The organism is Alsobacter ponti (assembly GCF_024294805.1).
In the GTDB taxonomy this organism is placed as follows: Bacteria; Pseudomonadota; Alphaproteobacteria; order Rhizobiales; family Beijerinckiaceae; genus Alsobacter; species Alsobacter ponti.
Map to the genome: position 1 here is coordinate 1 of NZ_JANCLU010000027.1, position 24,728 is coordinate 24,728.

The following is a 24,728-nucleotide window of genomic DNA, read 5'->3' on the forward strand; positions in this document are numbered from 1 at the left end:
GCGGCTCCGGCGAAGCCCGCCGCTCCGGCGCCCGTCGTCGCGCCGGCCGCGCCCGCGCCCGCTCCGGCCGCCGCCAAGCCCGCTGCCGTCGCTCCGGCGACCGTCGAGGTGCTGCCGCCCCGCAAGGCGCGCGCCACGGAAGAGCAGCCGCTGGCCTTCGCATTCCATGCGCGGTTCGCCACGGCTCCGGTCGGCGAGGTGCTGCCCAAGGCGGTTCAGGACCTGGCGACCACCGGTCTCACCCAGGCGCGCGAGGCCTACGCCACGATCCGCCAGTCGGCCGAGACGATGACGACCGGCCTCGAGAGCAGCGGCCACGCCGCCAGCAAGGGGCTCCAGAGCTTCTCGGCGAGCGTGCTCGACGCGATGCAGGCCAACGCCGACGCCACGCTCGGCTTCCTCAAGGCGATGACCGGGGTGCGCACGCTCTCCGAGGCAATCGAGATCCAGTCGCGCCACGCCCGCCAGCAGTTCGAGGCGGCGCGGAGCCAGGCCAAGACGCTTGCCGGCATCGCCACCAAGACGCTCGACGAGGCCGCCAAGCCTGTCCGCGCGGCCCTGTCGCACAAGGGCTGAAGCCCTAAAATCGAGCCCCGGCCCGCCTTGCGGGCCGGGGCTTTTTCGACTTGAAACGCGGCGCGGGACAGCCTATCAGTCTCGCCGCGCAAGCGAGTGCAGCTGTAGCTCAGTTGGTTAGAGCACCAGATTGTGGATCTGGGGGTCCCCCGTTCGAGCCGGGGCAGCTGTACCACTCCTTTCCTGACATGGCTGAACTTCGACGCGCTGCACGGGCTGCGTGTTGGAAGGCGCGTCGGATGACTGTTCCACCGCTTTCTTCTTGGCCAGCATTGTTCTTCGCGACAACCGGGGAAGTCGATCCCAATTGACATTGATGGCTGCCAATGTAGGGTAGCGCCATCATGTTGAATCGACCGATCATTTCGCGCTTCAAGCGCTTCACGGGTGTGCTGATCGCGGGCATGTAGCCCCGACTCGCAGCTAAAGGCTGACGAGTTCGGGGATTTGGACGCCAAGCCTCATTGGCAGCGGCTCCTTCAAAACTTCTCCTCATCTTGAACGCGCCGGCCGTTAACTCGGCTCGTCCGCGCGTGGAAGTTCGCCATGCCCGACAGAACCGCACCTCCACATCCGTCAGAACCGGGGTCGGCACAGCCGCGCCCCGACGCGACGATCGTGCCGCTCGCCTCTCGCAGGCCCAAGCCTCGAGACGCGCAGCATCGTTCGCACGACGACAACTCCCCTCCCCGCGAGCCCGACCCGGATCCGGGTCCGCGCGCCGCCTAACGACAGGTCTTCGCCATGAAGCAACGCGCCACGTCCAATCGGACATCCGATCAAATGCCGCCGATCCTGATCGAGGCGGACCACTACCGACGGCTCTCCGCGCTCGCGGCTGCCGCAAGCACAACCATGCCCGAGTTGAGCGACTACCTCTCCCGCGAGCTGGAGCGTGCCAGCATCGTCGGCCCGGGGTCGTTGCCCGCGAATGTCGTTCGCATCGGGAGTTGCGTGCAATTCCGCGACGAAAGCACGGGACGCGTTCAGGACGTCGTGCTCGTCTACCCGGGCGATGCCGATATCGAGCGGAAACGGATCTCGGTCCTGACCCCGGTCGGAGCCGCCCTGCTCGGCGTGGCTGCCGGCAATTCCATCACGTTCAGAACGCGCTCGGGCGAGACCCGCAACCTCACCGTGCTGAGCTCGGGCAGAGCGCTAATGGACGCCTGAACGAGGTCGACCGGCCTCCGCGAGCGAAGCGCCGGTCGAGCGCCTCGCCCGCGCCGCTGTCGGCCAAGACTGGCGAGGCGGCTCCCCAAATCACTTCGCGGTCTCCCGACGGTGCTGCCGCCGGTTGCGATCGCGCGACTGAACCAGGATGACAGAATGAACCACACGTCTCTTCACGCACGCTGGGCCGGGCCTATCGTGATCATCGGCTTCGGCTCGGTCGGTTCCGGCCTGCTGCCGCTCATCCTGCGCCATGTCGCGTGCGACCACGCGAAGATCACCGTCATTTCTCCCGACGCCATGCACCGCGACATCGCCGCGGATCGAGGAGTCGAGTTCCGCAAACTGGCGCTCACGCCCGACAACTACCGGAGCATTCTGTCGCCGCTGCTGACGGGGGACGCTCCGGCTTTCGTCGTGAACGTGTCGGTCGATGTCTCCTCGCGGGACGTGGCGCTGCTCTGCCGCGAGTTCGGCGCGCTTTACATCGACACCGTCAGCGAGCCCTGGGCCGGCTTCTACACCGATGCCCGGCTGTCGGCGGCCGAGCGGTCGAACTACGCCCTTCGCGAGCAGATGCTCAGCCTGCGCGACGCGTTCGCCGGGGGGCCGACCGCCGTCATGACCTGCGGGGCAAATCCCGGAATGGTCTCGTGGCTGACGAAGCAGGCGCTCATCAACCTCGCGCGCGACACTGGCGGAGCCGTCAATTCGGCTCCGCGGCGCCGGGAGGACTGGGCTCAACTGGCTCTCCGGCTCGGCGTGAAGGGAATCCACATCGCCGAGCGCGACACCCAGCATTCGATGATCGCCAAGCGGGCGGGTCGTTTCGTCAACACCTGGTCCGTCGAAGGCTTTGTCGCCGAGGCCGTGCAGCCGGCCGAACTGGGGTGGGGAACCCACGAGAAGGAACTCCCGGAAGACGGCCGTGTGCACGACTTCGGCTGCGGGGCGGCGATCTACCTCAACCGGCGAGGCGCGGCCACGAAGGTCCGCACCTGGACCCCTCAGGCAGGGCCGATGCACGGCTTCCTGATCACCCACAGCGAATCGATTTCCATCGCCGATTACCTGACCGTGCGCGAGGGCGGCAGGGTCGTTTATCGACCGACCTGCCACTATGCCTATCATCCCTGCGACCTGGCGGTGATCTCGCTCCACGAGATGGCCGGCCACGAATGGCGCGCGCCATCGGACTGGACGATCCTGTCCGCCGAGGAGATCTCCGACGGGGCCGACGAGCTGGGTGTCCTGCTCTACGGCCACAAGCGGAACGCCTACTGGTATGGATCGCGCCTTTCCATCGAGGAAACGCGCAGGCTGGCTCCCTACCAGAACGCCACGGGATTGCAGGTGACCTCGGCGATCATCGCCGGAATGGTCTGGGCGATCGAGAACCCGGAAATGGGACTCGTCGAAGCCGACGATCTCGACTTCGAACGCTGTCTCGAGATTCAACGCCCCTATTTGGGTTCGCTGGTCGGTGAGTACACCGCGTGGACCCCTGTCGAGGGCCGCAACACGCTGTTCAGCGAGCGGGTGGACTTCGACGACCCCTGGCAGTTCGGGAACGTCATCGTCAGTTGAGGCCGGACACCCCAACCCGATGGCGTTGAAGAGGGAGCTGTCCCGCGTGACGGCTCCATCCGCAATCCGTTGACCGGTTTGCGCCCACCCAACTCACGCCGGGTCGGCGAAGGGCTCGTCGGGGTCGCAGACGTAGAACAGGGCCATCCGCGCGGGGACTTCGCCCTCGTTCGCGCCCGTCATGGCGATGCCGGCGGGCTCGACGAAAACGTGGCCGGCCGCGATGTGGACCGGTTCGCGGTCGGCGAGCTTCAGGGTGAACACGCCCTCGAGCATGTACACCGTCACGGGATGGCGGTGCGAGTGATGGGGCGTGACGTCGCCGGGGAGCAGAGTGGCGAACAGGACACGGATTTCCTGCTCGGACGAAGTCGGCATCCCCGCGACGGTTTCGCGGTGAAGCGGAGTGAGCTTGGCGAGCCCCGCGTCCTGGGCGCTGCGGGTGACGCCAACGGTCAGGGCGGCGATCATGGTGCCGACATCGCTTTTCTCGTGCATGGCGAGCCTCCTTCGAGAGCCCGACGCTAGCCGTGGACGAGACGGGCCGGCAGCCGCGGGACTGCAAAATGGTCGCGCAAAAGCGCATAGTGGCCGCGTGTTCGACTGGAACGACCTTCGCTACCTCATTGCGGTCTCGCGCGCCGGGAGCACGCTGGCGGCCGCGCGCATGCTCGGCGTCAACCAGTCGACGGTCCACCGCCGCCTGGTGGAGCTCGAACGGCGCGCCGGCCTGAGCCTGGTGAAGCGCCAGCCGGCCGGATACCGCCTCTCGGAACTCGGCGAGGCGCTGATCGAGGACGTTCTTTCGGTGGGCGACGCCGTGCAGAAGCTCGAGCGGAAGATCGAGACGCTGAAACTCGATCTGCGGGGCGCCATCCGGCTGACATGCCCGGAGCCGACCGTCTCCCGCATCGCGGCCTCGGGCCTGCTGGATCGCTTCCATGAGCGGTTTCCGGGGCTCACCGTCGAGTTCATCACGAGCGACCGTTACCTCGACCTCGCCAAGGGCGAAGCGGACGTCGCCTTCCGCTCGGGAGAGCCGGTGGACGACACGCTCGTCGGCCGGAAGATCTGCGATTCCACCTGGGCCGTGTACGCCAGCAGGAGCTATATCCAGCATCACGGCCAGCCCCTGCGGGCGGCCGATCTGTCCGGCCACAAGCTGATCGGCTTCGACGGCATCATGCAGGGCCATCGCGTCGCCAAGTGGCTGCCCACCGTCGCTCCGGACGCCCGGATCGTCAGTCGCACGTCGAGCATTCTGGGAGCCGTGTCGGCGGTGAAGGCCGGGATCGGGATCGCGCCGCTGCCGACCACGCTCGGGGACGCGGAGGACACGCTCGTCCAGGTGCTTCCGCCGATCCAGGAACTCACCCGCGCCTGGTATCTGCTGACCCCGGCGGACGCGCGCAAGCTGCCGCGCATCGCCGCCTTCGTCGACTGCGTGCTGGACGATTTGCCGGCGCTGCGCAAAGCGCTGATCGGCTAGGACATCCGGCTCCGTGCCCAGCAACGGCGGAAAGAGCCTTCCCCCGCATCGGAGCGCGGGGGAAGGCGTCTCGGCTCAGCCGGCCTTGGTCACCGGCGGGATCTTCCACGACCCGTCGAGGATCGAGGGCTGGTCTTCCTCCGGCCAGTACAGGCGCAGCATCAGGTGGAACTTGCCCTTCGGCGCGGGGAGCCAGTTGGCTTCCTTGTCGGGGCCCGGGCTTTCGTTCTGGATGTAGATGACGAGCGAACCGTCCGCCTCGAACTTCGGGTTGGTGCGCAGGCTCATCGAGTAGCGGTTGATGGGGTTGGCGACGAAGAACAGCGATTCGTCATACATGGTCAGCGACCAGAACCCCTTCACCGGCGGCAGCTCGCCCTTGGCGAAGCGCATCGTGTACTTGCGCGAGCCGTCGTAGTTCTCCACCAGCGAGGGCTTCAGCGAAGTCGGATAGACGGCGTCCTGCGGCCGGTTCGCCCCGAGGCCGATATAGGTCACCAGCGCGCGCTGCACATAGTTCGTCCCGTAGACCCCGGCCTTGACGGTGTAGTTCCAGCCGTTCACCCGCGACATGTCGCCATCGCGCGACATGAAGTGGAGCAGGATGCGGTCCTGCGCGACCTGCGGCACGCGCTTGTCCCAGGCGCCCTCGAGATATTGCGGGTCGAAGCTCTTGCCGACCTCGAGGCCGATCCGCTTGAAGCGCTCGAGCGCGGGCGCGTCGGCGGCGGCCGGCGGATTGCGCTTCAGAAGCTCGGCGAGCAGGGTGAAGTACTCCACCGTCGAGAGCTTGTTCACCTGCTCGCGCACCGGCGTCTTCATGTCGATGGCCGGGTCGACCTTGCCGGCCGGCGCCGTCCAGTCCTTGCCCCACGTGCTGAGCGGCTGCAGCTTGAACTGGTCCTGCAGCGCATGCACCTCGGCGTAGTCCTGCGGCGTGCCGGTGCAGTAGATGCGGCCGAGCAACCAGACGATCGAAGTGATCGACTTCAGCTGGCGCATCCCCGCCGGCACGGCGCCGGTCCAGTTGGGGCCGGAGATCAGGAAGGTCTGGGCCTGCGTGCCGGTGGTGCGCGTACCCGGCACCTGGAAGACGTCCGTCCACCCGTTGAGGAAGGGCAGCAGGAAATAGCGGCCCTTCATGTCCGGGATGCTCAGCACCCACGGCTCGTCGCCCACGTCGAAGAACGAGGTGGTGTACAGCGTGTCGGCGTTGGGAGCGGTGACGTCGCGGAAGGTGGCGTCCGGATAGCTGCGCAGCTTGATGACGTGGCCCATCGGGGCGCGCGTGCCGACGGGGCCGGCGACATTGGTGACGACGCGCCTCGTCATCTCCATGGTGACCAGCGGATAGCCGAACACATAGGCGTCGGTGGCCATCTCGAAGTCCTCGGACCCGGCCACGAGGTCCATCAGCGGCCCCTCGAAGGCGCGAGCGCCCGCGCCCATGCCCGTCGCGGCGGTCAGCGTCAGGGCCCCGATAGCGTCCCGGCGTGTGAGTTTCATGACGTCCTCCTTCTGATAAAGCTGTTGGCGAAACGAGGCGGCCGCCGGATGACGGCCGCCCGGCCCGGCTCAAATGGCCGGGAAAAGGGCCTGCACCTGGAAGCGCAGGGTCCACGTGGCCCCGTAGTCGGGGCGAACGACGTTGTAGAAGGCCTGGATCTGGGCGTTGACCGGCAGGCGGTCGATCTTGAACAGGCGGCCGAAGCCGCCGCCGATCGGCACTTTCCAGCGGTCGCCCGAGTCCGCCAGCCAGTCGGCGGTGACGATGGGGCTCGACGTGAGATACCAGCCGTCGGGCAGGTTGTAGTTGACGAAGGGCTGGAGCAGCATCTGGTTGACGCGCTGGTTGTGCGTCCCGGCCCAGATGTTGTTGACGAGCACGCCCGCGACCCACGGGCCCTCGATGGTGAGCGCCACAGCGGTCGGCCCCGCGCCCCATTTGTTGACGCCGAGCGTTCGGCCCGTCGCGGTGGGCAACCAGAACACCGGCCCCGCGCCCCAGATGATCTTGCCCGGCTGGGCCGGCGACAAGAAGATCGACGGCTGCACATTGCCGAGCCCGAAATCGGCGTTTTCGGTCGGGCTCAGGCGCGGCTGGTCAACGATCGGCGTCACCCAGCGCGTGATCACGTTCCACTCGGGGGTGATCTTGAACGGGATCACCGGCTGGAAATCGAGCACGTTCTGCGGGCGGCGGTACGGGCCGTAGCCGAAATTCGTATTGTTCTGCAGCGGCACGCTGATGAGGTCGGCGACGGGGTTCTGCGCCGCGTGGCGCAGCCTGTTGATGTCGCCTCCTCCCGCCTCAGTCGTCGGCGCCTCCGCCTTCGGAGCGACGACGGCCGTTGCGATCGCCGGCTTCCTGGCCTTCGGCTTCGGCTTTTCGGCCGTCGCCTGCGCGGCGGCGACGCCGGCGGACACTCCAAGCACCAGCGCCGCACCGGCGACTGCCGCACCGAACCGATTCATGCGCACCATCGCCGAACGCGGCGTCCGCCCTCTAGCGGACCCGCGCGCCGTGCGTCCCCTCGTTGCATCCCGCGGAGATTACGCCCGGCTTGAGCGTGGCCGTTTTCCAATACGGGACAGCGAGGCGAAAAATCGTCGCCGGAGGGGCCCGCTCACCAGTTGGTGAAGGAGCCGTCCCGGCGGCGCAGATGCGGCGCTTCCCAGAACTTGAAGTCCTGGCGCGCCAGCAGCGCCTCGTCGACCTCGACGCCCAGGCCCGGCGTGTCCGGAACGATGTAGTCCGCGCCGTCGAGAACCATCTGGACGGGGAAGAAATCGCGGTCGTCGAAGCCGAGATTTTCGGTGGGAGCGGCCCGGCATTCGAGCCAGGAGAAGTTCGGCACGGCGGCCGAGAAGTGCACCGAGGCGGCCGTGCACACCGGGCCGAGCGGATTGTGCGGCATCAGGTCGACATAATGGGCCTCGCTCCAGCCCGCCACCTTCATCGCCTCGGTGAAGCCGCCGACATTGCAGATGTCGAGCCGGTTGAACTGGTGCAGTCCCTGCTCGATGTAGGGCAGGAACTGCCATTTCGAGGCGAATTCCTCGCCGATGGCGAAGGGCACGTCGACCATGGCGCGCAGCGAGGCGTAGGCCTGCGGGCTCTCGTCGCGGATCGGCTCCTCGAGGAAGTCGAGCGTTCCGGAAGGCATTTTCTGGCAGAACGACGCCGCCTCGGCGACCGACAGCCGGTGATGGTAATCGACGCCCAGCACGACGGCGTCACCCAGCGCCTCGCGCGCCTTGACGAGCCACCGCGCCGTGACGGCGATGGACTCGCGCGGCTCGTACAGGCTTTTCGTCTCGTGGTCGGCGCAGGACAGGCGGAAGCACGTCCAGCCCTTGTCCATCAGCAGCCTGCCCTGCTCGATCATCTCCGGGCCGGGTGGAGCCGATGTGGTGGCGAAGGTCGGGATGCGGTCGCGGTGACGGCCGCCGAGCAGTTCGTAGACCGGCACGCCGAGCGCCTTGCCCTTGATGTCGTGCAGCGCCAGGTCGATCGCGGAGATCGCAGCCGTGAGCACGCGCCCGCCCTCGAAATACTGGCTGCGGTACATCTCCTGCCACAGCGCGCCGGCGCGCATGGGATCGCGCCCGAGCAGGAACTCGGCGTAGTGCTCGAGCGCGCCGACCACGGCCTTCTCGCGGCCCGAGAGGCCGCTTTCTCCCCAGCCGTAAATGCCCTCGTCGGTCTCCACCTTGACGAGGAGCTGGTTCCGGATGCCCACCCACGCGGGGTAGGCCTTGATGGCGGTGATCTTCATGGGCGTCGTCCTGTGGCGGGGGTTGGCTTCGCGCCGGCGCCGCCGGCGAACAGGGTGGAAGCGCGGGGCCCCGGCCGGTCGGGATGGGCGGGCACGCCCATCTTCTCGGCCATGACCCCGGTGTTGTGGCGCATGGTGCGCATCATGTCGCGGGCGACGCGCGACGCGCCGGCGGCGTCGCGCGCCATGATGGCGCGGGCGAGGGCGACGTGCTTGTCGTCCGGGTGATAGCGCGCCTCGCCCCAGAGCCGCGGCCACGCGGCCTCGAACTGCGCGCGCAGCAGCACCTCGTAGGACGCGCCGAGGCCCCGGAAGAGGACGTTGTGGGTCGCGTTCAGGATTCCGAGGTGGAAAGCGACGTCGAACTCGAACGGCGCGCTCGGGAGCACGGCAAGCAGCGCCTCGGCGTGGCGCAGGATGTCGGCGGCCTCGCGCGGCGAGGCCCGGCGCGCGGCGAGCGCCGCCGCGGCCGGCTCGATGGCGCTGCGCAGTTCGATGATTGAGAAGATGAGCGCGGGCACGTTGGCCGGCACGGCGGCGTACCAGCCGAGCACGTCGGGATCGAGGAAGTTCCATTCATCGGATGAACAGACCTGCGTCCCGAAGCGTCTCACCGTGCGGATCAGCCCCTTGCCGGAGAGAACCTTCACCGCTTCGCGCAGCGTGCTGCGGCCGACGCCGTATTCGCTCGCCAGTTCCGCCTCGCGGGGAAGGATGCTGCTTTCCTTCAGCTCACCCGAGACGATGCGGCTGCCGATCCGATGGACAATGTCCTTGACCGCACCTTCGGACAACTGGGACATCCGGAACACTCTCGCGGCGCGGGATTGGGAACCGAGGCGAACACCTCAATGCGCGGAAGCCGTCTCTCCGAATGACGCCGTCGACAACGGCAGCCCCGTCGATTGACACGACGATACATCATACCTAATCCTCGTGTCACTTCGCTCGAAATGCGTTGTCCCGGGTTCCGGCCGGCGTCACGGTCCATCGCGGACCGTGACCTGCCGGCCCGCGAGACGCGCCGCGGCGGAGCCAGGGCCGGCAGGGTCCGGCAAAGGGAGGACATGCCGAAATGAGGATCGTCGACCTCAAGTGCGCCGTCATCGGCAAGAACCCGATCGTGCGCATCGTCACGGACGAGGGCATCAGCGGCTACGGCGAAGTCGAGCAGTACAAGCCCTATCTCACGCCTTTCGTGCTGTTCTTCCGCGATGCGCTGATCGGCGAGGACCCGACCAACGTCGAGCGGGTGATGCTGAAGATCCGCCAGCGCGGCGCCTTCAAGCCCTACGGCGCGGCCGTCAGCGCCATCGAAATGGCGCTGTGGGACATCGCTGGCAAGGCGGCGGGACTGCCGGTCTACAAGCTGCTCGGCGGCAAGGTGCGCGACCACGTGCGCGTCTATAACGGCTCTCTGCGCAAGCCGATGACGAGCTTCCGGCCCGAGGACTACGCCGAGGACATGAAGCGCATGATGGCGCTGCCCGAGGGCTTCACCATCGTCAAGCAGGGCATCTCGTTCCACAGCCCGATGAAGCGCGAGTTCCCCGACTACTACTACGGCAAGGCGAACGAGAGCCCGTTCCACGGCGCGCTCGACCGCGGTGTGCTGACCGAGCGCGGCATGGCCTACACGCTGGACTGCGTGGCGGCGATGAAGGAGGCGCTCGGCGACAAGGTGGGCCTCGCGCTCGACTGCGGCCCGGGGTGGATGCTGGCCGACGCCATCCGCTTCGCCAAGGCGGTCGAGAAGCACCATTTGATGTGGCTCGAGGACATGCTGACCGGCGACTACGTGCCGTATGTCAACGCCGACGTGTACCGCGAGCTGACCCGCTCGACCTCGACGCCGATCCACACCGGCGAGCAGATTTACCTGCGCCAGAACTTCAAGGATCTGCTCGAGAAGAAGGCCGTGCGTGTCGTCGGCCCGGACCCGTGCGATGTCGGCGGCATCGCGGAGCTGAAGTGGATTGCCGAGTACGCCGACCTGCACGGCGTGCTGATGGCCCCGCACGGCACCGGCAACGGCGTGCTCGGCATGGCGGCGTTGGTGCAGGTGTGCGCGACGCTGCCGCACAACTTCATCGCCTTCGAGTATCCCGGCGGCGACCCGCTGTGGTGGTACGACATCGTCGACGGCCTGCCGGAGCAGATCGTCAAGAACGGCATGATCGAGGTGTGGGACCGCCCCGGCATGGGCGTCGAGATCAACCCCGAGCGCGCGCGCCGCTACCTCTCCGAGGCCGACGCAACGTTCTTTGACTGAGGCGGTCGGCGCGCCGCCCCACGGCGAGCGCGCCGTCGTTTGCGCTCCGCTCCCGCCGTTCCGCCACCGGGGCGGCGCACGAGCAGGCGGGTCATGAAACGGGGCGGCGCGAGGGCCGCCCCTTTCCGGCGCGTCGAAGGTGGGCTCGATCGCGGTGGCTGTCTTTACCAGTTCGCGATGCGCCCGTCCCAGAGCACGGAATCCGTGGCGGGGATGACTTCCTGCTGGAACGGGTGCCTGGCCGCCGCGACCTCGTCGATCTCGATGCCCAGGCCCGGCGCGTCCGGCACCGCCCAGCAGCGATCCGCCAGCCGCAAGGGATGGACCGAGCAGACCTCCTCGAACCACGGCACGATGCCGACCGCCTCTTCCTGGATGACGAAGTTGGTGGTCGCCACGTCGAAGTTGAGCGCCACGGCGCCGGCCACGGGGCCCATCGGATTGTGCGGGCACACGCCCATGTGCGCGGCTTCGGCGATGGCGGCGATCTTGCGCCCGCCCGAGATGCCCATGCAGTGCGCGAGGTCGGGCTGGACGTAGGCGACGGCGCGCGCTTCCGCGATCTCGGCGAACTCGCGGGGCGTGAACAGCCTCTCGCCGGTCGCGAGCGGGCAATCGACCCGGCGCGCGATATCCGCCATCGCGCGGGCGTCGCCGGGCTGGATCACCTCCTCGCAGAAGAGCGGCTTGATGGGCGCGATGGCGTTGACGTAGGCGATGGCGGCGTCCAGCGAGTCGGGACGGCCGTGGAAATCGACCATGACGTCGACGTTGTCGCCGACGCGCTCGCGGACCGCACGCGCCAGCTTCTCGGTGTGCCGGACCGCCTTGATCGGCGCGTCGTAGCCGTTGACGGGGACGAAGCCGAGTTTGATGGCGTCGTAGCCCATCTCGACCGTCTTCTGCACCGCGTCGCAATAGGCGCTGACATCCGAATTGGGCACCTGGAAGCCCACCGCGCCGCGCCCGAGATGGGTATAGACGCGCACCTTGTCGCGCACCTTGCCGCCGAGCAATTGCCAGACCGGGACGCCCAGTTCCTTGCCCTTGATGTCCCAGAGGGCCTGCTCGATGCCGGAGAGCGCTGTCAGCCCGATCGAGCCCAGTGGCCAGAAGCTGAAGCGGGCCATCCTGTTGACGAGGTGCTCGATGTTCATCGGGTCCTCCCCGACGACGAACGGCGCGAGATCGTCGATGGCCCCCTTCACCGCCCGGGTTTTCCATTCGAGCGTCGCTTCGCCCCAGCCGTGCAGCCCCGGCTGGTCCGTCAAGACCTTGACGAAGATCCAGTTGCGTTGGACGGCGTTGACAACGACGGTCTCGATACCCTCGATCTTCATCTGGTTTTCTCTCCCTGTTCCGCGGCTTGGACGCGCGTTTTTGTCTCGATTTCACATTCGGCTCGGCGAGGCTCGCGCCTCACTCGACGACGTTGGCCTCAAGGAATTCGCGGTTCATCTCGATGCCGAGCCCCGGAGCGCGGTTGAGCTTGAGGCTGCCGTTGGAATTGTCGAGCGGCACGTCGATCAGGTGATCGTATTTCGACAGGTTCCACTCGGAGGTTTCGAGCTTGTAGAAGTTCGGCACCGTCATCATCACCTGCGCGCCCGCGACGACGTTGATCGGCCCGGCAGCGTCATGGGGCGACACGGGGATGTAGTAGGCCTCGCAGAGCGCCGAGATCTTCTTCAGCTCGGTGATGCCGCCCGTCCAGGTCACATCGGGCATGATGAAGTCGGCCAGCTTGTTCTCGAGGATCGGGACGAAGTCCCACTTGGTGTGGCCCCTCTCGCCCCATGAAATCGGCGCGTTGACCTTCTCGCGCACCTGCTTGAGGGCGTTGACGCTCTCCGGCGGGCAAGGCTCCTCGAACCAGTCGATGTTCCCGGCTTCCTCGAGCGTGCGGCACAGCCTGATGGCCGTGGGCACGTCGAAGCGGCCATGCGCGTCGATGAGCACTTCGATGTCGGGGCCGGCGGTTTCCCGAATCAGCGCCGTCAACTCCGCAGCCTCGCGCTCGTCCTTGCGCGTCATGCTGCCGTCGAGATAGCCGTCGCGCTGCTCGCGCGCCCTGCCGTCCGCGCTGGGGCCCTGGTAGGGGAACGGGTCGAACTTCAGCGCGGTGTGGCCCGATTTCACGATGTCCCGGATCTCGGCGATGACGCCTTCCTTGCTTGTGAACTTGCGCTGGTCGGGGTGTGTGTAGAGAGCGACTTCGTCGCGCACCGGGCCGCCGAGCAATTCGTAGATCGGCTTGCCGAGCGCCTTGCCGCGAATGTCCCAGAGCGCGATGTCGATGGCGCTGAGGCACTCCACCGCCGCTCCGCGGCTGCCCATGTAGGTGAAGCTGCGAAACAGCTTGTGCCACAGGCGCTCGATATGGGCGGGATCTTCGCCGACCATCATCTTGTCGATCTGCCGCAGCATCGCCGTGAGGGCGCGGTTGGCGATCTTCGTCGTCGTGGTGATCTCGCCCCAGCCGGTGATGCCTTCATCCGTGCTGACTTCGACGAACAGGAACTCGCCCCAGTAGGAGGCGCCGGACTTGATGAGCCACGGCCTGACGCTTGTGATCTTCATGTGCTTGGCTTTCCTGTGAAGACGTGAAGTCGAACGTCGCCCGGGCAGGCCGTTCAGCTTGCCCGGGCGGCCTCCATGACGCGCATGTGCTCGAGAATGTGGAGTCCGGACCCTTCGACATGGCGCGCCACCAGTTCGGCCGCGCGGTCGGCGTCGCCCGCCTTGATGAGCGCGATGAGCTCACGATGATCGCGCATGACCTGCGCCCGCCGCGCCAGCGTGAAGTCGAACCTGCGGCTCACCGCGCGAAGCACCTCGCGGTGCTTCCACCACAGCTCGGCGGCATGCTGGTTGTAGTGGCGCTGGTAGATGAGGGTGTGGAACTTAGTGTCGAGGTCGCTGTGCTTGATCTGGTCGGCGAAATTGTTGGCCTCGATCTGGGCCTGGACCTCTTCCAGCTCCGCGATGTCGGCCTCGGTCGCCATGCCGACGAACCAGCGTGTGAGGGCGGGCTCGATCAGCACGCCGATCTCGTAGATGTCGCGGACGAAGTCGCGGTCGATGGGCCGCACGCGCGCGCCGCGGTTGCGGGTGAAGATGACGAAGCCCTCGCCGCGCAGAAGCTGCAGAACCTCGCGCACGGGCGTGGTCGACGTGTTGTGGCACCGAGCGAGGTCGGCCACCACGAGCCGTTGATTGGCCTTGAGACGACCCGAGACGATGTCCTCGCGGATCGTCTTGTAGAGGAGCGCGGCGGAGTCAGTGGAGGCGCCGATGGGTTCGACGCCTACGGGCGGTTCCGCCTTGTAGTCGGCCACCTCGTCCAATCTGTCCTCCCCCAGCCCGATCGTGTGCGGATCGGCCACGACAATATACGATCCGGCCGGATTGACACGCAAGTGAGGTTCTGCGACCGTTTGCATGACGGAGCAGATAACTAAAAACGCTCCAGTTTTGGGTGGGGACCCACAGGACCAGCGCCAGACCTCACTGGCGATTAGGGAGGGAGAGAATGACGAGCTTCGGCTTCAATCGCGCCATTCGTCGCGGTGTTTCGACCGCCGCCGCCGCCGCGATGCTGATGTCATCGACCGCTTTCGCCGCGCCTCCGGTTGACCTCAGCAAGTGGTCGCCGGAATACGTGCGTTCGATCGCGGGCACGAAGGACTTCGACACCGCCGCCGATTGCGGCAAGGTCACGCCGCTCGACTACAAGGGCCGACTGACCTTCTGGTATCAGGGCGTGTTCGAGGGCGACCCCGATCTGCTGCGCCAGTACTACAAGGACTTCTTCGCCGCGTTCCGGAAGACTTATCCGAACATCGACCTCCAGGAGCAGGCGCTCACCTATAACGACCTCCTCGACAAGTTCCGCACGGCCCTGCTGGGCAACGCCGGTCCGATGGTGGTGCGGCTGCAGATTCTCGGCGGCGTCGAATTCGCCGCCAAGGGCTATCTCCAGGAGCTGAAGCCCGAGGACGTCGGCTACTCGACCGAGGATTTCTGGCCCGGCGCCATGAAGTCCAACATGTGGAAGGGCAAGACCTACGGCGTCCCGACCAACAACGAGACGATGGCGCTGATCTGGAACGCGGACGTGTTCAAGCGCGCCGGTCTCGATCCGGACAAGGCGCCGGCGACGTGGGACGACGTGGTCAAGTATTCCAAGCAGATCCACGACAAGCTCGGCATTGCCGGCTACGGCCTCGTCGCGCGCAAGAACGCCGGCAACACGCCCTATCGCTTCCTGCCTCAGCTCTGGGCCTATGGCGGCGGCGTGTTCGACGAAGCCTCGCCGAACCCCAACTATTCCAAGATCCAGTTGAACAGCCCGGCGAGCAAGAAGGCCCTGCAGGCGTCGTACGACATGTACGTGCGCGACAAGTCCGTGCCGGTCTCGGCCCTGACCAACCAGCAGGCCGACAATCAGCCGCTGTTCCTGGCCGGCCAGCTCGGCATGATGATCTCGCATCCGTCCGACTACGACGTGATGCAGGACCTGAAGAAGAAGGCGACCGGCAGCGACCTGCAGAAGGCCGAAACCGTCATCGAGAACATGCGCTACGGCCTGATCCCGACGGGACCGGACGGCAAGCGCGCCGTTGTCTTCGGCGGCTCGAACATGCACATCCTGAAGCCGGAATATGTCGACGGCGGAAAGGTCGACCAGGCCGCGGCCAAGGCGCTCATCTGCTTCTGGACGAGCCCGGAATGGTCGCTGAAGATGGCCTATGCGGGATCGAACCCCGGCAACCTCAACGGCTTCAAGACGAAGTGGATGAAGGAGCGCCTGGACAAGATCAAGTTCCTGGACGTGACGACGTCGATGCTGCCCTACGGCATCCCGTTCCCGACGATCCCGGAGACTCCCGAGATCATGAACATCGTCGTGCCCGACATGCTGCAGAACGCGCTCACGGGCTCGATGACGGTCGACCAGGCGGCCGAGGACGCCACCAAGAAGATCCAGAACATCATGAGCGGCGGCAAGCTCTGACGGAGCCCGCCTACGCGACCGGCGGCGCTCGCCGCCGGTCGTTTTCCCCGACAGCCAAAAGGGCTCTCTGATGACCTTGGCGACACGCCTGGCTGACGCACCCTTGCGCGAAAATTCCAAGGAACCGGGCGTCCTTCAGCGGGCGTGGATCAACCGCGCCGACTATCTCTATGTGCTGCCCTCGATCGTGGTGATGCTCATCGTCATCGCCTATCCGATTTACTACACGATCGAACTGTCGTTCTTCACCACGCCGCCAAGCCTCCAGCTGCGTGACAAGATCTTCGTCGGGCTGGACAACTATTCGCTGATCCTGACCAGCGACGTGTTCTGGCGCGTCACCGCCAACACCTTCATCTGGACGATCGTCTCGACATTCGCCGCCTTCGTCCTCGGCTTGGGGACCGCCCTCGCGCTGAACCACGAGTTCGTCGGGCGGGGCGTGCTGCGCGCCATTCTCATCATCCCGTGGGTCATCAGCGCCGTCGCCGCCTCCTATATCTGGAAGTGGATCTACCACTCCAATTTCGGCGTCATCGGCGCGGTGCTGGTCAGCCTCGGCATCACCGACCGCCCGCCGAATTTCATCGACAGCGTCAGCACCGTTCTCCCCTCTCTCATCGTCGTGAACGTGTGGCGCGAGTTCCCCTTCGCCATGATCATGCTGATGGCGGGGCTGCAGACCGTTCCCGACCAACTGCTGCGCGCGGCGCGAGTGGACGGCGCCAACGCATGGCAGAGCTTCTGGCACGTCACGTTCCCTCACCTCCAGGGCGTGTCGACAGTCACGATCCTCCTGCTCGCGGTGTCGAACTTCAATTCGTTCATCATCCCGTGGATCATGACCGGCGGCGGACCGTCCAACGCGTCCCACATCTGGATCACGCACATCTACGAACTCGCCTTCGGGCGTCAGCGCTGGGGCATCGCGTCCGCGTACTCGGTGCTGCTGTTCATCATCATGATGACGCTCGGCTATTTCTACGTGCGCGCCCTCAGCGGGGCCGAGAGGAAGGATCGCGGCTGATGACGTCGATGCCCTCCAATGTCGCGACCAGGCCGCGCAAGTCGATCGACGGCTGGCGCTGGGTCGGCCGCCTGTTCCTGGCGCTGATGCTGTTCTACACGGCCGTGCCGATGATCTGGATGCTGATCACGTCCATCAAGTCGGGCTTCGCGGCGATGCAGTTCCCGCCCCAGTGGTGGCCGAACGAGCCGACGCTGGCGAGCTACTACAAGCTCCTCGATCCCACCAGCAGCGTGGGCAACGACTTCCTGCGCTTCTTCTGGAATAGCCTGTTCGTGTCCGTCTCGACGACGATCCTGGCGGTCATCGTCGCGGTGCCGGCGGCCTACGCCTTCTCGCGGTTCGATTTCCCCGGGCGCAAGTTCCTGTTCTTCACGGTGCTGCTGCGCAACATGTTCCCGGCGGTGATCTTCCTCGTGCCGCTGTTCATCCTGATGCGCCTGCTCGGCCTCGTGAACACGCACGGCTCGCTGGTCCTCACCTATCTGACCTTTGGCCTCCCGCTCGCGATCTGGCTGCTCAAGGGCTTCTACGACAACATCCCCCACCAGCTCGAACAGGCGGCCCGCATCGACGGCGCCTCGCGGTTCCAGGCCTTCATCCTGATCGTGATGCCGCTGTCGGCCCCGGGGATCATCGCGACGGCGATCTATTCCTTCATCGGCGCCTGGAACGAGTACATCTTCGCCTATACGTTCCTGAACAAGAACGACCAACTGACGCTGCCGATCGGCATCCAGCGCTTCTTCTCCGAGAACACGACGGACTTCCCCGGCCTGATGGCGGCGAGCTTCATGATGAGCGTGCCGGTGGTCGTGCTGTTCCTCCTGCTGCAACGCTATTTCGTCCGCGCCCTCACCGAAGGCGCCGTCAAACACTAGAAGGTAGGTCGCATGGCCCATGTGGTCCTGAGGAATCTCGTCAAGACCTACGGCCCCCACACGGCCGTCAACAACGTGTCGCTGACGGTCAATGACGGGGAATTCGTCGCGCTGGTCGGACCGTCCGGCTGCGGCAAGACGACGACGCTCAACCTCGTCGCCGGGCTCATTCCGATCACGTCGGGCGACATCTCCATCGGCGACCGGGTGGTCAACGACGTCGACCCGAAAAATCGCGACATCGCGATGGTCTTCCAGAACTACGCGCTCTACCCGCAGAAGACCGTCTACAAGAACCTGGCGTTCCCGCTGCAGATGCGCCGGCTTCCGCGCGACGAGATCGACCGCAAGGTGAAGGAAGCCGCGCGTGTGCTCGACATGACGCACCTGCTGGAACGCAAGCCGCGCGAGCTGTCGGGTGGACAGCAGCAGCGCGTCGCGCTGGGGCGGGCGCTGGTGCGCGACCCCGCCGTCTTCCTGATGGACGAGCCGCTGTCCAACCTCGACGCCAAGCTGCGCGTGCAGATGCGCTCGGAGATCAAGCGCTTCCACCAGGATCTCGAGGCCACGATCATCTACGTGACGCACGACCAGCTCGAAGCCGTCACCATGGCCGACAAGATGGCCGTGATGAACGGCGGCTTCCTGCAGCAATACGATTCGCCGGCGCAGGTGTTCAACCATCCGGTGAACATGTTCGTGGCGAGCTTCATCGGCAGCCCGGCCATGAGCCTGATCCCGCTCGAGGCGTCCTCGGCGAACGGCCGGACCGTGCTGACCGGCGAGGAAGGCTGGAGCATCGAGCTTTCGCCCCACAACGCCCGGAAGGTCGAGCGCTCGACCACGAAGAAGGTCGTGCTCGGGGCGCGCCACTCCACGATCAAGCTCTCCACCAGCCCCGTTCCCGGCGCGATCCCCGCCAAGGCCTACACGGTGGAGCCGACCGGCGACATCACCTTCGTCCAGGCCCTGCTGTCCGGCGCCGTCGTCAACATCAGCGTGCCGCCCACCATGCCCGTCGCGCCGGACCAGCCGATCTGGCTGGAGTTCGACCAGGAGCGCATGCACCTGTTCGACGGCGCGACCGAGATGGCTCTCGAGGCCGACTGAGGCGGACCGATACGACCCGCCCCGGGAGCGCCCGCGCTTTCGGGCGGCGGCGCAGCCATGGCGGCGCCACCAGAACTCCAACGGAACCAGCGTGAAGCCGAGGTCACCATGACGCACACATCCGACATCGTTCGCCCTCCCAAGGACCTGATCGACGGCCTCAAGGAGATCGGCGCCGCGACCGTGGCGGGCACGCTGGGGCACATGGGGTATCGCAACCCGCATATGGTGGGACCGGTGGCGCAGAACGCCGGCAAGTCGATCGTCGGGCCGGCGCTGACCTTGCAGTTCCTGCCGCAGCGGCCGGACCTGTTTTCCGAAGGCGAGTACGCCGATCCGGAAACGCAGTTGCACCGGCACGTGCTCTATCATGCCCAGGAAGGCGACGTGGTGGTCGTCGACGCGCGCGGCGACATGAGCTCGGGCGTGTTCGGCGACATGATGTCGACCTATTTCAAGGGACGGGGCGGGGCAGGCATCGTGATCGACGGCTGCATGCGCGACCGGCCCAACGTCCAGAAGCTCGACCTTCCGCTCTGGCTTCGCGGCTGGACGCCGAACTACCACGTGCAGACGAGCATCTTCCCCAACGCGGTCAACGTGCCGATCGCCTGCGGCGGCGTGACCGTGATGCCCGGCGACATCATCGTGGCCGACGACGACGGGGTGGTGGTGGTGCCCGTCTCGATGGCGAGGGCGGTGATCGACGAAGCGCACAAGCATCACGAGTGGGAAGAGTTCTCGCGCGAGAAGCTCATGCAGGGCGCGCCGTTGCAGCGCTACTACCCGCTGCATCCCAGCGCCAACGACGAGTACGAGGCCTGGCGGGCCGCCAACAGGAAGTCCTGATCCGCGGACCGAGAGCCCCAGACCGATGAAGATCACCGATATCAAGACAGCCGTCGTCGCCTATCACGGCAAGGCGACGCTGGTGCGCATCGACACCGACGCCGGAATATCCGGCTTCGGCGAGGCGAACCCCGACGCCGGCGCCGCCGCCATTGTGGGGCTGATCTCCGAGCTGAAATCCGAACTGCTGGGCGAGGACCCTCGCAACGTCGAATATTGCTGGGAGAAGCTTCGGCGCAAGCACGTGTTCTCCGGCGCGCAGTCCGGGGTCTTCCTGATCGCGCTGAGCGGCATCGAGATGGCGCTGTGGGATCTCGCCGCCAAGGCGGCCGGCCAGCCGCTCTATCGCATGTTCGGCGGGAAGTTCCGCGACCGCATCCGCCTCTACGCCGATTGCGGCGACGGTGACGATCCGTCCGGCTCGCCGGAGGGCTGCGCCGCCAGGGCCAGGCGCATGGTCGCGGAGGGCTTCACCGCCCTCAAGTTCGACATCGACGATCTGAAGCACCCCGCCAAGTTCGACGCGGTCAACCACACGATCAACGGGGCGGAACTGCGCTCCATGGTGGAGCGCGTGGCGGCCGTTCGCGACGCGGTCGGGCCCGACATCGACCTGTGCATCGACCTCCACGCCCGCTACGACGTGCTGAGCGCCTGCCGCATCGCGAGCGAGATGGAGCGCTTCAACCTGCTCTGGCTGGAAGAGCCCATCCCGGCGGAAAACGTCGAGGCGCTGAAGCAGATCCGCATGCGCAGCAAGACGCCGATCTGCGTCGGCGAGAACCTCTATCTGCGCTGGGGCTTCCGCGAGCTGTTCCAGCAGCAGGGCGCCGACGTGGTGATGCCGGACGTTCCCAAGTGCGGCGGATTGTCCGAGAGCCGGAAGATCGCCCATCTGGCGGAGGTCTACTACATCCCGTTCGCGCCCCATCTGGTCTCGACGCCGCTCGGCACGATGGCGACATGCCATGTCTGCGGGACGGTGCCGAACTTCCTCGTCCTCGAATGGCACGCGCTGGAGGAGCGCGAGGTGTGGGACAGCTACGTCCACGTTCCCGATGGCGGCCGGTCCATCGTGAAGGACGGCCACATCGCCCTTCCCGATGCGCCGGGCATCGGCGTGGAGCTGAACATGGAGGGCGTCCGCAAGCACGCCGTCCCGGGCTACGGCGTCTTCGAATAGGGTTTCACGCAAGGGGATTCCAGGCCCAGACAGCGCCGCGCGGACGGCGTCGGCCGGGACTTTGCCGGAACCGACCCCGGCGACATGGCGTTTCGACGGTTCTCGAACGAAGGAGATCGTCATGAAACGTCTGATTGCGGGAGCTGTCTTCGCGCTGGCCCTCGGGGCGGGCGCGTCCGGGCCGGCCATGGCCCAGAACGCGGTCGTGGGCGGCACGGCCGCAGGCGTCGCCACGGGCGCGCTGGTCGGCGGGCCGGTGGGCGCGGTAGTCGGCGGCATGGCCGGCATGGCGGCCGGAACGGCCGTGGACGCGTCGCGTCCGCGTTACGTCGTGTCCGAGCCGATGGCCACGGGCTCCATCGCGCCGGGCGGCGTGATCGTCATGGACCGCCGCACGCAGGACGCGTGGGACCGCTGCGCCAAGCTGTACAAGAGCTTCGACCCGTCGACCGGCATGTTCGTCGGCGAGGACGGCATGGTCCATCTCTGCCAGTAACCGTCGCTTAGGGCGACCTCTCGGCCCGGGCGGCGACGCCGCCCGGGCGGATTCACAGACTGGCCCCCCGCCCGCCGGCGCTTGGCCCCGGCGGCGTTGCCGATTATGCTGCCCCCGATTGCTTGATTTGATTTCCGCGCGCCTCGCGCGCGTCATGGATTGCGGATGCGCTTTTCGGCGGGAAGGTTTCTTCTCGAGGCTCTCGTCATCGCCCTGCCGGCGCTTGCGGTCGCCCCGCTCGTCGTGGCGGGCGGGCCGGCCGTGGAGGCAGTCCGCGAGGGCGTGTTCGACGCGTTCCAGCGGCTCTCCCCGCGTCGCTACGACCCCGCGTCCCCCGTCCGTATCCTCGACATCGACGAGGAATCCCTGCGCCGGCTTGGGCAGTGGCCATGGCCGCGCGACGTTCTGGCCGACGCCGTGTCGAAGCTCACGACGTATGGCGCGGCCGCCGTGTCGCTCGACCTCGTGCTGGCGGAGCCCGACCGCACCTCGCCCGAGCGGCTGCTGCGCGAACTGCCGGACGGACCTGAGAAGGCCCGGGTCGCGGAGCTCGTGGCCGGGCGCTCGCACGACGACAGGCTGGCCGCCGCGCTGGCCGACGCGCGCAGCGCGCTCGGCGTCGCGCTGGTCAACGACAGCGACCGCGCCCCCACCGTGAAGGCGGCGTTCGCAACCTCGGGGGACGAGCCCTCACAGTTCCTGCACCGGTTCCGGGGCGCGGTGGATCCGCTCCCTCCCCTCGCGGCCGCGGCGACGGGCGTCGGCGCGGTCAACTGGGCTCCGGACCGCGACTTGATCGTGCGGCGCGTCCAGTTGCTGTTCGCCGTTGGGCAGCGCATCGCGCCCGCCCTGGCGCTGGAGACGCTGCGCGTGGCGCGGGACGCCTCCACCATCATGGTCAAGGCGTCGAACGCCAGCGGCGAACAGGCGTTCGGCGTCCACAGCGGCGTCAACGCGGTGCGCGTCGGCGAACTGACCTTCGCGACGGACCGCGACAGCTCGCTGCGCATCCGCTACGCGGGCTCCCGGCCCGAGAGGGTGCTGCCGTTCTGGCGACTGGCGGCGGGCCAACTCGCGCCCGACGAGGTGCGCGGGCGCATCGTGCTGGTGGGGTCGAGCGCCTCGGCGCTCTCCGACATCCGGTCGACGCCCGCGCAGAGCAGCGTGCCGGGCGTCGAGATTCACGCCGAGTTGCTGGAGCAGATGCTGGCCGGCGTGTCGCTGGTGCGGCCGGATTACGCACCGGGCCTCGAGCTGGCGCTGGCGGCGCTCGGCGCGCTGCTGGCCGGCGCTCTGGCCCGGCTGGTCGCGCCGGCCCCGGCCGCGGCGGTCGTGGCGGCGAGCCTCGCCGCGATGGCTGCGGGGAGCTGGCTCGCCTTCGACCGCTTGGGGCTGCTCATCGACGGGATCGCGCCCGCGCTGGCGACGCTCGGCGTCTACGTCACGGCCACGGTGCTCAAGGTGCTGCAATCGGACGGCGAGCGCCGGCGCATCCGCGCCGCCTTCGCCCATTACGTGGCGCCGGAGGTGGTGCGCGCCATCGCCGCCGACCCGAGCCGCCTCAAGCTCGGCGGCGAGACGAAGCCGCTGACGGTGCTGTTTTCCGACCTTCGGGACTTCACGGCGCGCTCGGAGGACATGCCGGCCGAGAGCGTCATCCGCCTGCTCAACCTGCTGCACACGCCGCTCACCGAGGCCGTGCTGGCCGAGCGCGGCACGGTGGACAAATATATCGGCGACGGCCTCATGGCGTTCTGGAACGCGCCGCTCGACCTCCCCGATCACGTCGAGCGCGCCTGCCGCACGGCGCTCGCCATGCAGCGGCGGCTGCCCGAGATCGAGCGCAGGCTGGCGCAGGAGATCGGGCCGGAGGCGGCGGCCCGAGGGCCGCTGGAGCTGGGCATCGGCATCGGCACCGGCATGGCCTGCGTCGGCAACATGGGCTCCGCCCTGCGCTTCGATTATTCCACCGTCGGCGACACGGTGAACACCGCCGCGCGCCTGGAGCCGCTGACGCGCGTCTACGGCGTGCCGATCCTGGTGTCGGAGCCGGTGGCGCTGGCGGCGCGCGGCTTCGCCTTCGTGCCCCTCGACACGGTGCGCCTGAAGGGCAAGGCGCGCTTCACACGCGTCTACGCGCTGCACGGGCGGATGGAGGATTGTCCGCCGGACTTCGCGGCGTTCCTGGCCGAGCACGAGGCGGCCCTGGAGGCGGTGATGGGGCGAGAGCCGCGCGCCCGCAGGCTGCTGGCGCGGCTGCGCGCGCGGCCGGAAGCGGCGGCCTACGGGCGCGCCTACGACGAGTGGGAGCGCAGGCTGGACAGGCGCGTCGCCCAAACGGCCGAGGCGCGGGCCTGAGCCGGCGTCAGACGCCGATCATGAACGGGTATTCGTGGTGCGTGCTCAGCACGCAGGACTGGACTTCGCGCGCCACGAACGAGCCGGGCAAGGCCTCGGCCAGGCGCGCCTCGACGGCCTCGAGGGCCGCGTCGTCGCGGAAGGGATGGTGATGGAACGCCGCCAGCGAACGCGCGCCGGCGGCCTTGCACAGCTCGACGCCGGCCTCCCACGTCGAGTGGCCCCAGCCGCGATGATTGACGTATTCCTGCTCGGTGTAGGTGGTGTCGTAGATGACCAGGTCGGCCCCTTCCACGAAGGACACCAGGGAGGGCGAGGGCCCGTTCGCGGCGTGCTCGACGTCGCTGACGTAGCACAGGCTGCGGCCATTATGGTCGAAGCGGTAGCCGGTCGCGCCGCCCGGATGCACCAGCGGGCAGGTGCGCACCTTCAGCCCGTCCTCGAAATGCAGCGTCTCCCCGGCCTCGAAGCCGATATGCTCGATCCGCGCGGAGAGCTGGTCGAGGCGCAGCGGGAACAGCGGCTCGTCGAACATGCGGTCGAGCGCCGCCCGGGCCGATTCCCCGCCGAGATTGCCGCAATGGATGCGCAGCGTCGTGCAGGGCTTGAAGAGGGGCTGGAAGAACGCGAGGCCGGTGACGTGGTCGTGGTGGAGGTGGCTGAGTAGCAGGTCGATGGGGCCGGTGTGCTGGAGCATCTGGCCGAGGCCGATCAGGCCGGAGCCGGCGTCGAGGATGAACAGGCGGCCCGCCACCCTGACTTCGACGCACGAGGTGTTGCCGCCGTAGCGCATGAAGCGCGAGTCGGCGACCGGGAACGAGCCTCGCGTGCCCCAGAAGCGCACCGAGATGCCGTCGAAGAGGCCCGCTTCCTCGCAGGTAGTGGGGGTTGCGCCCTGGACCGCAAGTCCGGCGCGCCCTGTGATGCTCAT

At 67.3% G+C, this 24,728-nt stretch carries 22 protein-coding genes and 1 tRNA gene; 14 read left to right on the plus strand and 9 right to left on the minus strand.

Features of this window, described 5'->3' with window-relative positions; translation table 11 throughout:
* The 4 genes from NK718_RS19765 to NK718_RS19780 form a co-directional block, all read left to right on the plus strand.
* Positions 1 to 576 (plus strand): phasin family protein (locus NK718_RS19765; RefSeq protein WP_254745910.1); only part of this gene is annotated, 576 nt, incomplete at its 5' end.
* Positions 577 to 674: 98 nt separating this feature from the next.
* Positions 675 to 751 (plus strand) — tRNA-His (locus tag NK718_RS19770).
* Positions 752 to 1,320: 569 nt separating this feature from the next.
* Complete coding sequence (rnk, locus tag NK718_RS19775; RefSeq protein ID WP_254745912.1) at positions 1,321 to 1,749, plus strand: nucleoside diphosphate kinase regulator; 429 nt, start codon at positions 1,321 to 1,323, stop codon at positions 1,747 to 1,749.
* Between the two features lie 156 nt (positions 1,750 to 1,905).
* Complete coding sequence (locus NK718_RS19780; protein ID WP_254745913.1) at positions 1,906 to 3,336, plus strand: homospermidine synthase; 1,431 nt, start codon at positions 1,906 to 1,908, stop codon at positions 3,334 to 3,336.
* Positions 3,337 to 3,429: 93 nt separating this feature from the next.
* Here the strand turns inward: NK718_RS19780 and NK718_RS19785 are convergent, their stop codons facing one another.
* On the minus strand, positions 3,430 to 3,834 hold the full coding sequence (locus NK718_RS19785; protein WP_254745914.1) for a cupin domain-containing protein: 405 nt from the start codon (positions 3,832 to 3,834) through the stop codon (positions 3,430 to 3,432).
* 97 nt (positions 3,835 to 3,931) lie between these two features.
* Between NK718_RS19785 and NK718_RS19790 the strand changes: the two genes are divergently transcribed.
* The gene (locus tag NK718_RS19790; protein ID WP_254745916.1) at positions 3,932 to 4,825 is read left to right on the plus strand and encodes a LysR family transcriptional regulator; all 894 of its coding nucleotides are present in this window, start codon (positions 3,932 to 3,934) and stop codon (positions 4,823 to 4,825) included.
* 75 nt (positions 4,826 to 4,900) lie between these two features.
* Here the strand turns inward: NK718_RS19790 and NK718_RS19795 are convergent, their stop codons facing one another.
* The 4 genes from NK718_RS19795 to NK718_RS19810 all read right to left on the minus strand — a co-directional run bounded on the left by NK718_RS19795 (position 4,901) and on the right by NK718_RS19810 (position 9,407).
* Complete coding sequence (locus NK718_RS19795; RefSeq protein ID WP_254745918.1) at positions 4,901 to 6,331, minus strand: DUF1254 domain-containing protein; 1,431 nt, start codon at positions 6,329 to 6,331, stop codon at positions 4,901 to 4,903.
* A gap of 69 nt (positions 6,332 to 6,400) precedes the next feature.
* The gene (locus NK718_RS19800; RefSeq protein ID WP_254745920.1) at positions 6,401 to 7,300 is read right to left on the minus strand and encodes a hypothetical protein; all 900 of its coding nucleotides are present in this window, start codon (positions 7,298 to 7,300) and stop codon (positions 6,401 to 6,403) included.
* Between the two features lie 152 nt (positions 7,301 to 7,452).
* On the minus strand, positions 7,453 to 8,604 hold the full coding sequence (locus tag NK718_RS19805) for a mandelate racemase/muconate lactonizing enzyme family protein (RefSeq protein ID WP_254745922.1): 1,152 nt from the start codon (positions 8,602 to 8,604) through the stop codon (positions 7,453 to 7,455).
* Positions 8,601 to 9,407 (minus strand): FadR/GntR family transcriptional regulator, encoded by an 807-nt coding sequence (locus NK718_RS19810; RefSeq protein ID WP_254745924.1) that lies wholly within the window; start codon positions 9,405 to 9,407, stop codon positions 8,601 to 8,603. Before NK718_RS19810 ends, NK718_RS19805 begins: the two co-directional genes overlap by 4 nt.
* Before the next feature lie 272 nt (positions 9,408 to 9,679).
* On the opposite strand from NK718_RS19810, the gene NK718_RS19815 reads away from it, so the two are divergent.
* Positions 9,680 to 10,876, plus strand: a complete 1,197-nt coding sequence (locus NK718_RS19815) for a mandelate racemase/muconate lactonizing enzyme family protein (RefSeq protein ID WP_254745926.1) — start codon at positions 9,680 to 9,682, stop codon at positions 10,874 to 10,876.
* A gap of 164 nt (positions 10,877 to 11,040) precedes the next feature.
* On the opposite strand, the gene NK718_RS19820 is transcribed toward NK718_RS19815, so the two are convergent.
* The 3 genes from NK718_RS19820 to NK718_RS19830 all read right to left on the minus strand — a co-directional run bounded on the left by NK718_RS19820 (position 11,041) and on the right by NK718_RS19830 (position 14,223).
* A complete protein-coding gene (locus NK718_RS19820; RefSeq protein WP_254745928.1) occupies positions 11,041 to 12,216 on the minus strand; it encodes an enolase C-terminal domain-like protein in 1,176 nt (391 codons plus the stop codon).
* A 79-nt stretch (positions 12,217 to 12,295) separates the two neighbouring features.
* Complete coding sequence (locus NK718_RS19825; RefSeq protein WP_254745930.1) at positions 12,296 to 13,456, minus strand: mandelate racemase/muconate lactonizing enzyme family protein; 1,161 nt, start codon at positions 13,454 to 13,456, stop codon at positions 12,296 to 12,298.
* Positions 13,457 to 13,509: 53 nt separating this feature from the next.
* Positions 13,510 to 14,223 carry a GntR family transcriptional regulator gene (locus tag NK718_RS19830; RefSeq protein ID WP_254745995.1) on the minus strand — a complete coding sequence of 238 codons (714 nt, stop codon included), beginning with the start codon at positions 14,221 to 14,223 and terminating at the stop codon, positions 13,510 to 13,512.
* Positions 14,224 to 14,408: 185 nt separating this feature from the next.
* On the opposite strand from NK718_RS19830, the gene NK718_RS19835 reads away from it, so the two are divergent.
* From NK718_RS19835 to NK718_RS19870, 8 genes are all read left to right on the plus strand, one after another.
* The gene (locus tag NK718_RS19835) at positions 14,409 to 15,893 is read left to right on the plus strand and encodes an ABC transporter substrate-binding protein (protein ID WP_307730386.1); all 1,485 of its coding nucleotides are present in this window, start codon (positions 14,409 to 14,411) and stop codon (positions 15,891 to 15,893) included.
* 70 nt (positions 15,894 to 15,963) lie between these two features.
* On the plus strand, positions 15,964 to 16,920 hold the full coding sequence (locus NK718_RS19840; protein ID WP_254745932.1) for a carbohydrate ABC transporter permease: 957 nt from the start codon (positions 15,964 to 15,966) through the stop codon (positions 16,918 to 16,920).
* Complete coding sequence (locus NK718_RS19845; RefSeq protein WP_254745934.1) at positions 16,920 to 17,801, plus strand: carbohydrate ABC transporter permease; 882 nt, start codon at positions 16,920 to 16,922, stop codon at positions 17,799 to 17,801. The genes NK718_RS19840 and NK718_RS19845 overlap by 1 nt, the downstream gene beginning before the upstream one ends.
* 12 nt (positions 17,802 to 17,813) lie before the next feature.
* Positions 17,814 to 18,911 carry an ABC transporter ATP-binding protein gene (locus NK718_RS19850; RefSeq protein WP_254745936.1) on the plus strand — a complete coding sequence of 366 codons (1,098 nt, stop codon included), beginning with the start codon at positions 17,814 to 17,816 and terminating at the stop codon, positions 18,909 to 18,911.
* A gap of 108 nt (positions 18,912 to 19,019) precedes the next feature.
* Positions 19,020 to 19,760, plus strand: coding sequence for a ribonuclease activity regulator RraA (locus NK718_RS19855; protein ID WP_254745938.1), 741 nt, complete (start codon positions 19,020 to 19,022; stop codon positions 19,758 to 19,760).
* Positions 19,761 to 19,785: 25 nt separating this feature from the next.
* Complete coding sequence (locus NK718_RS19860) at positions 19,786 to 20,943, plus strand: mandelate racemase/muconate lactonizing enzyme family protein (RefSeq protein ID WP_254745940.1); 1,158 nt, start codon at positions 19,786 to 19,788, stop codon at positions 20,941 to 20,943.
* Between the two features lie 121 nt (positions 20,944 to 21,064).
* Positions 21,065 to 21,439, plus strand: a complete 375-nt coding sequence (locus NK718_RS19865) for a BA14K family protein (protein WP_254745942.1) — start codon at positions 21,065 to 21,067, stop codon at positions 21,437 to 21,439.
* Between the two features lie 165 nt (positions 21,440 to 21,604).
* Positions 21,605 to 23,797, plus strand: a complete 2,193-nt coding sequence (locus tag NK718_RS19870) for a CHASE2 domain-containing protein (protein WP_254745944.1) — start codon at positions 21,605 to 21,607, stop codon at positions 23,795 to 23,797.
* 7 nt (positions 23,798 to 23,804) lie between these two features.
* Here the strand turns inward: NK718_RS19870 and NK718_RS19875 are convergent, their stop codons facing one another.
* Positions 23,805 to 24,728, minus strand: a complete 924-nt coding sequence (locus NK718_RS19875; RefSeq protein WP_254745946.1) for an MBL fold metallo-hydrolase — start codon at positions 24,726 to 24,728, stop codon at positions 23,805 to 23,807.

Excerpts from the sequence above, each read along its gene's own strand:
- NK718_RS19855 (WP_254745938.1), top strand. The coding sequence starts at position 19,020 with ATGACGCACACATCCGACATCGTTCGCCCTCCCAAGGACCTGATCGAC.
- NK718_RS19780 (WP_254745913.1), top strand. The coding sequence starts at position 1,906 with ATGAACCACACGTCTCTTCACGCACGCTGGGCCGGGCCTATCGTGATC.
- NK718_RS19820 (WP_254745928.1), bottom strand. The coding sequence starts at position 12,216 with ATGAAGATCGAGGGTATCGAGACCGTCGTTGTCAACGCCGTCCAACGC.
- NK718_RS19795 (WP_254745918.1), bottom strand. The coding sequence starts at position 6,331 with ATGAAACTCACACGCCGGGACGCTATCGGGGCCCTGACGCTGACCGCC.
- NK718_RS19845 (WP_254745934.1), top strand. The coding sequence starts at position 16,920 with ATGACGTCGATGCCCTCCAATGTCGCGACCAGGCCGCGCAAGTCGATC.
- NK718_RS19875 (WP_254745946.1), bottom strand. The coding sequence starts at position 24,728 with ATGAGCATCACAGGGCGCGCCGGACTTGCGGTCCAGGGCGCAACCCCC.
- NK718_RS19785 (WP_254745914.1), bottom strand. The coding sequence starts at position 3,834 with ATGCACGAGAAAAGCGATGTCGGCACCATGATCGCCGCCCTGACCGTT.
- NK718_RS19850 (WP_254745936.1), top strand. The coding sequence starts at position 17,814 with ATGGCCCATGTGGTCCTGAGGAATCTCGTCAAGACCTACGGCCCCCAC.
- NK718_RS19815 (WP_254745926.1), top strand. The coding sequence starts at position 9,680 with ATGAGGATCGTCGACCTCAAGTGCGCCGTCATCGGCAAGAACCCGATC.
- NK718_RS19835 (WP_307730386.1), top strand. The coding sequence starts at position 14,409 with ATGACGAGCTTCGGCTTCAATCGCGCCATTCGTCGCGGTGTTTCGACC.
- NK718_RS19800 (WP_254745920.1), bottom strand. The coding sequence starts at position 7,300 with ATGAATCGGTTCGGTGCGGCAGTCGCCGGTGCGGCGCTGGTGCTTGGA.
- NK718_RS19840 (WP_254745932.1), top strand. The coding sequence starts at position 15,964 with ATGACCTTGGCGACACGCCTGGCTGACGCACCCTTGCGCGAAAATTCC.
- NK718_RS19810 (WP_254745924.1), bottom strand. The coding sequence starts at position 9,407 with ATGTCCCAGTTGTCCGAAGGTGCGGTCAAGGACATTGTCCATCGGATC.
- rnk (WP_254745912.1), top strand. The coding sequence starts at position 1,321 with ATGAAGCAACGCGCCACGTCCAATCGGACATCCGATCAAATGCCGCCG.
- NK718_RS19825 (WP_254745930.1), bottom strand. The coding sequence starts at position 13,456 with ATGAAGATCACAAGCGTCAGGCCGTGGCTCATCAAGTCCGGCGCCTCC.
- NK718_RS19860 (WP_254745940.1), top strand. The coding sequence starts at position 19,786 with ATGAAGATCACCGATATCAAGACAGCCGTCGTCGCCTATCACGGCAAG.
- NK718_RS19805 (WP_254745922.1), bottom strand. The coding sequence starts at position 8,604 with ATGAAGATCACCGCCATCAAGGCCTACCCCGCGTGGGTGGGCATCCGG.
- NK718_RS19870 (WP_254745944.1), top strand. The coding sequence starts at position 21,605 with ATGCGCTTTTCGGCGGGAAGGTTTCTTCTCGAGGCTCTCGTCATCGCC.
- NK718_RS19865 (WP_254745942.1), top strand. The coding sequence starts at position 21,065 with ATGAAACGTCTGATTGCGGGAGCTGTCTTCGCGCTGGCCCTCGGGGCG.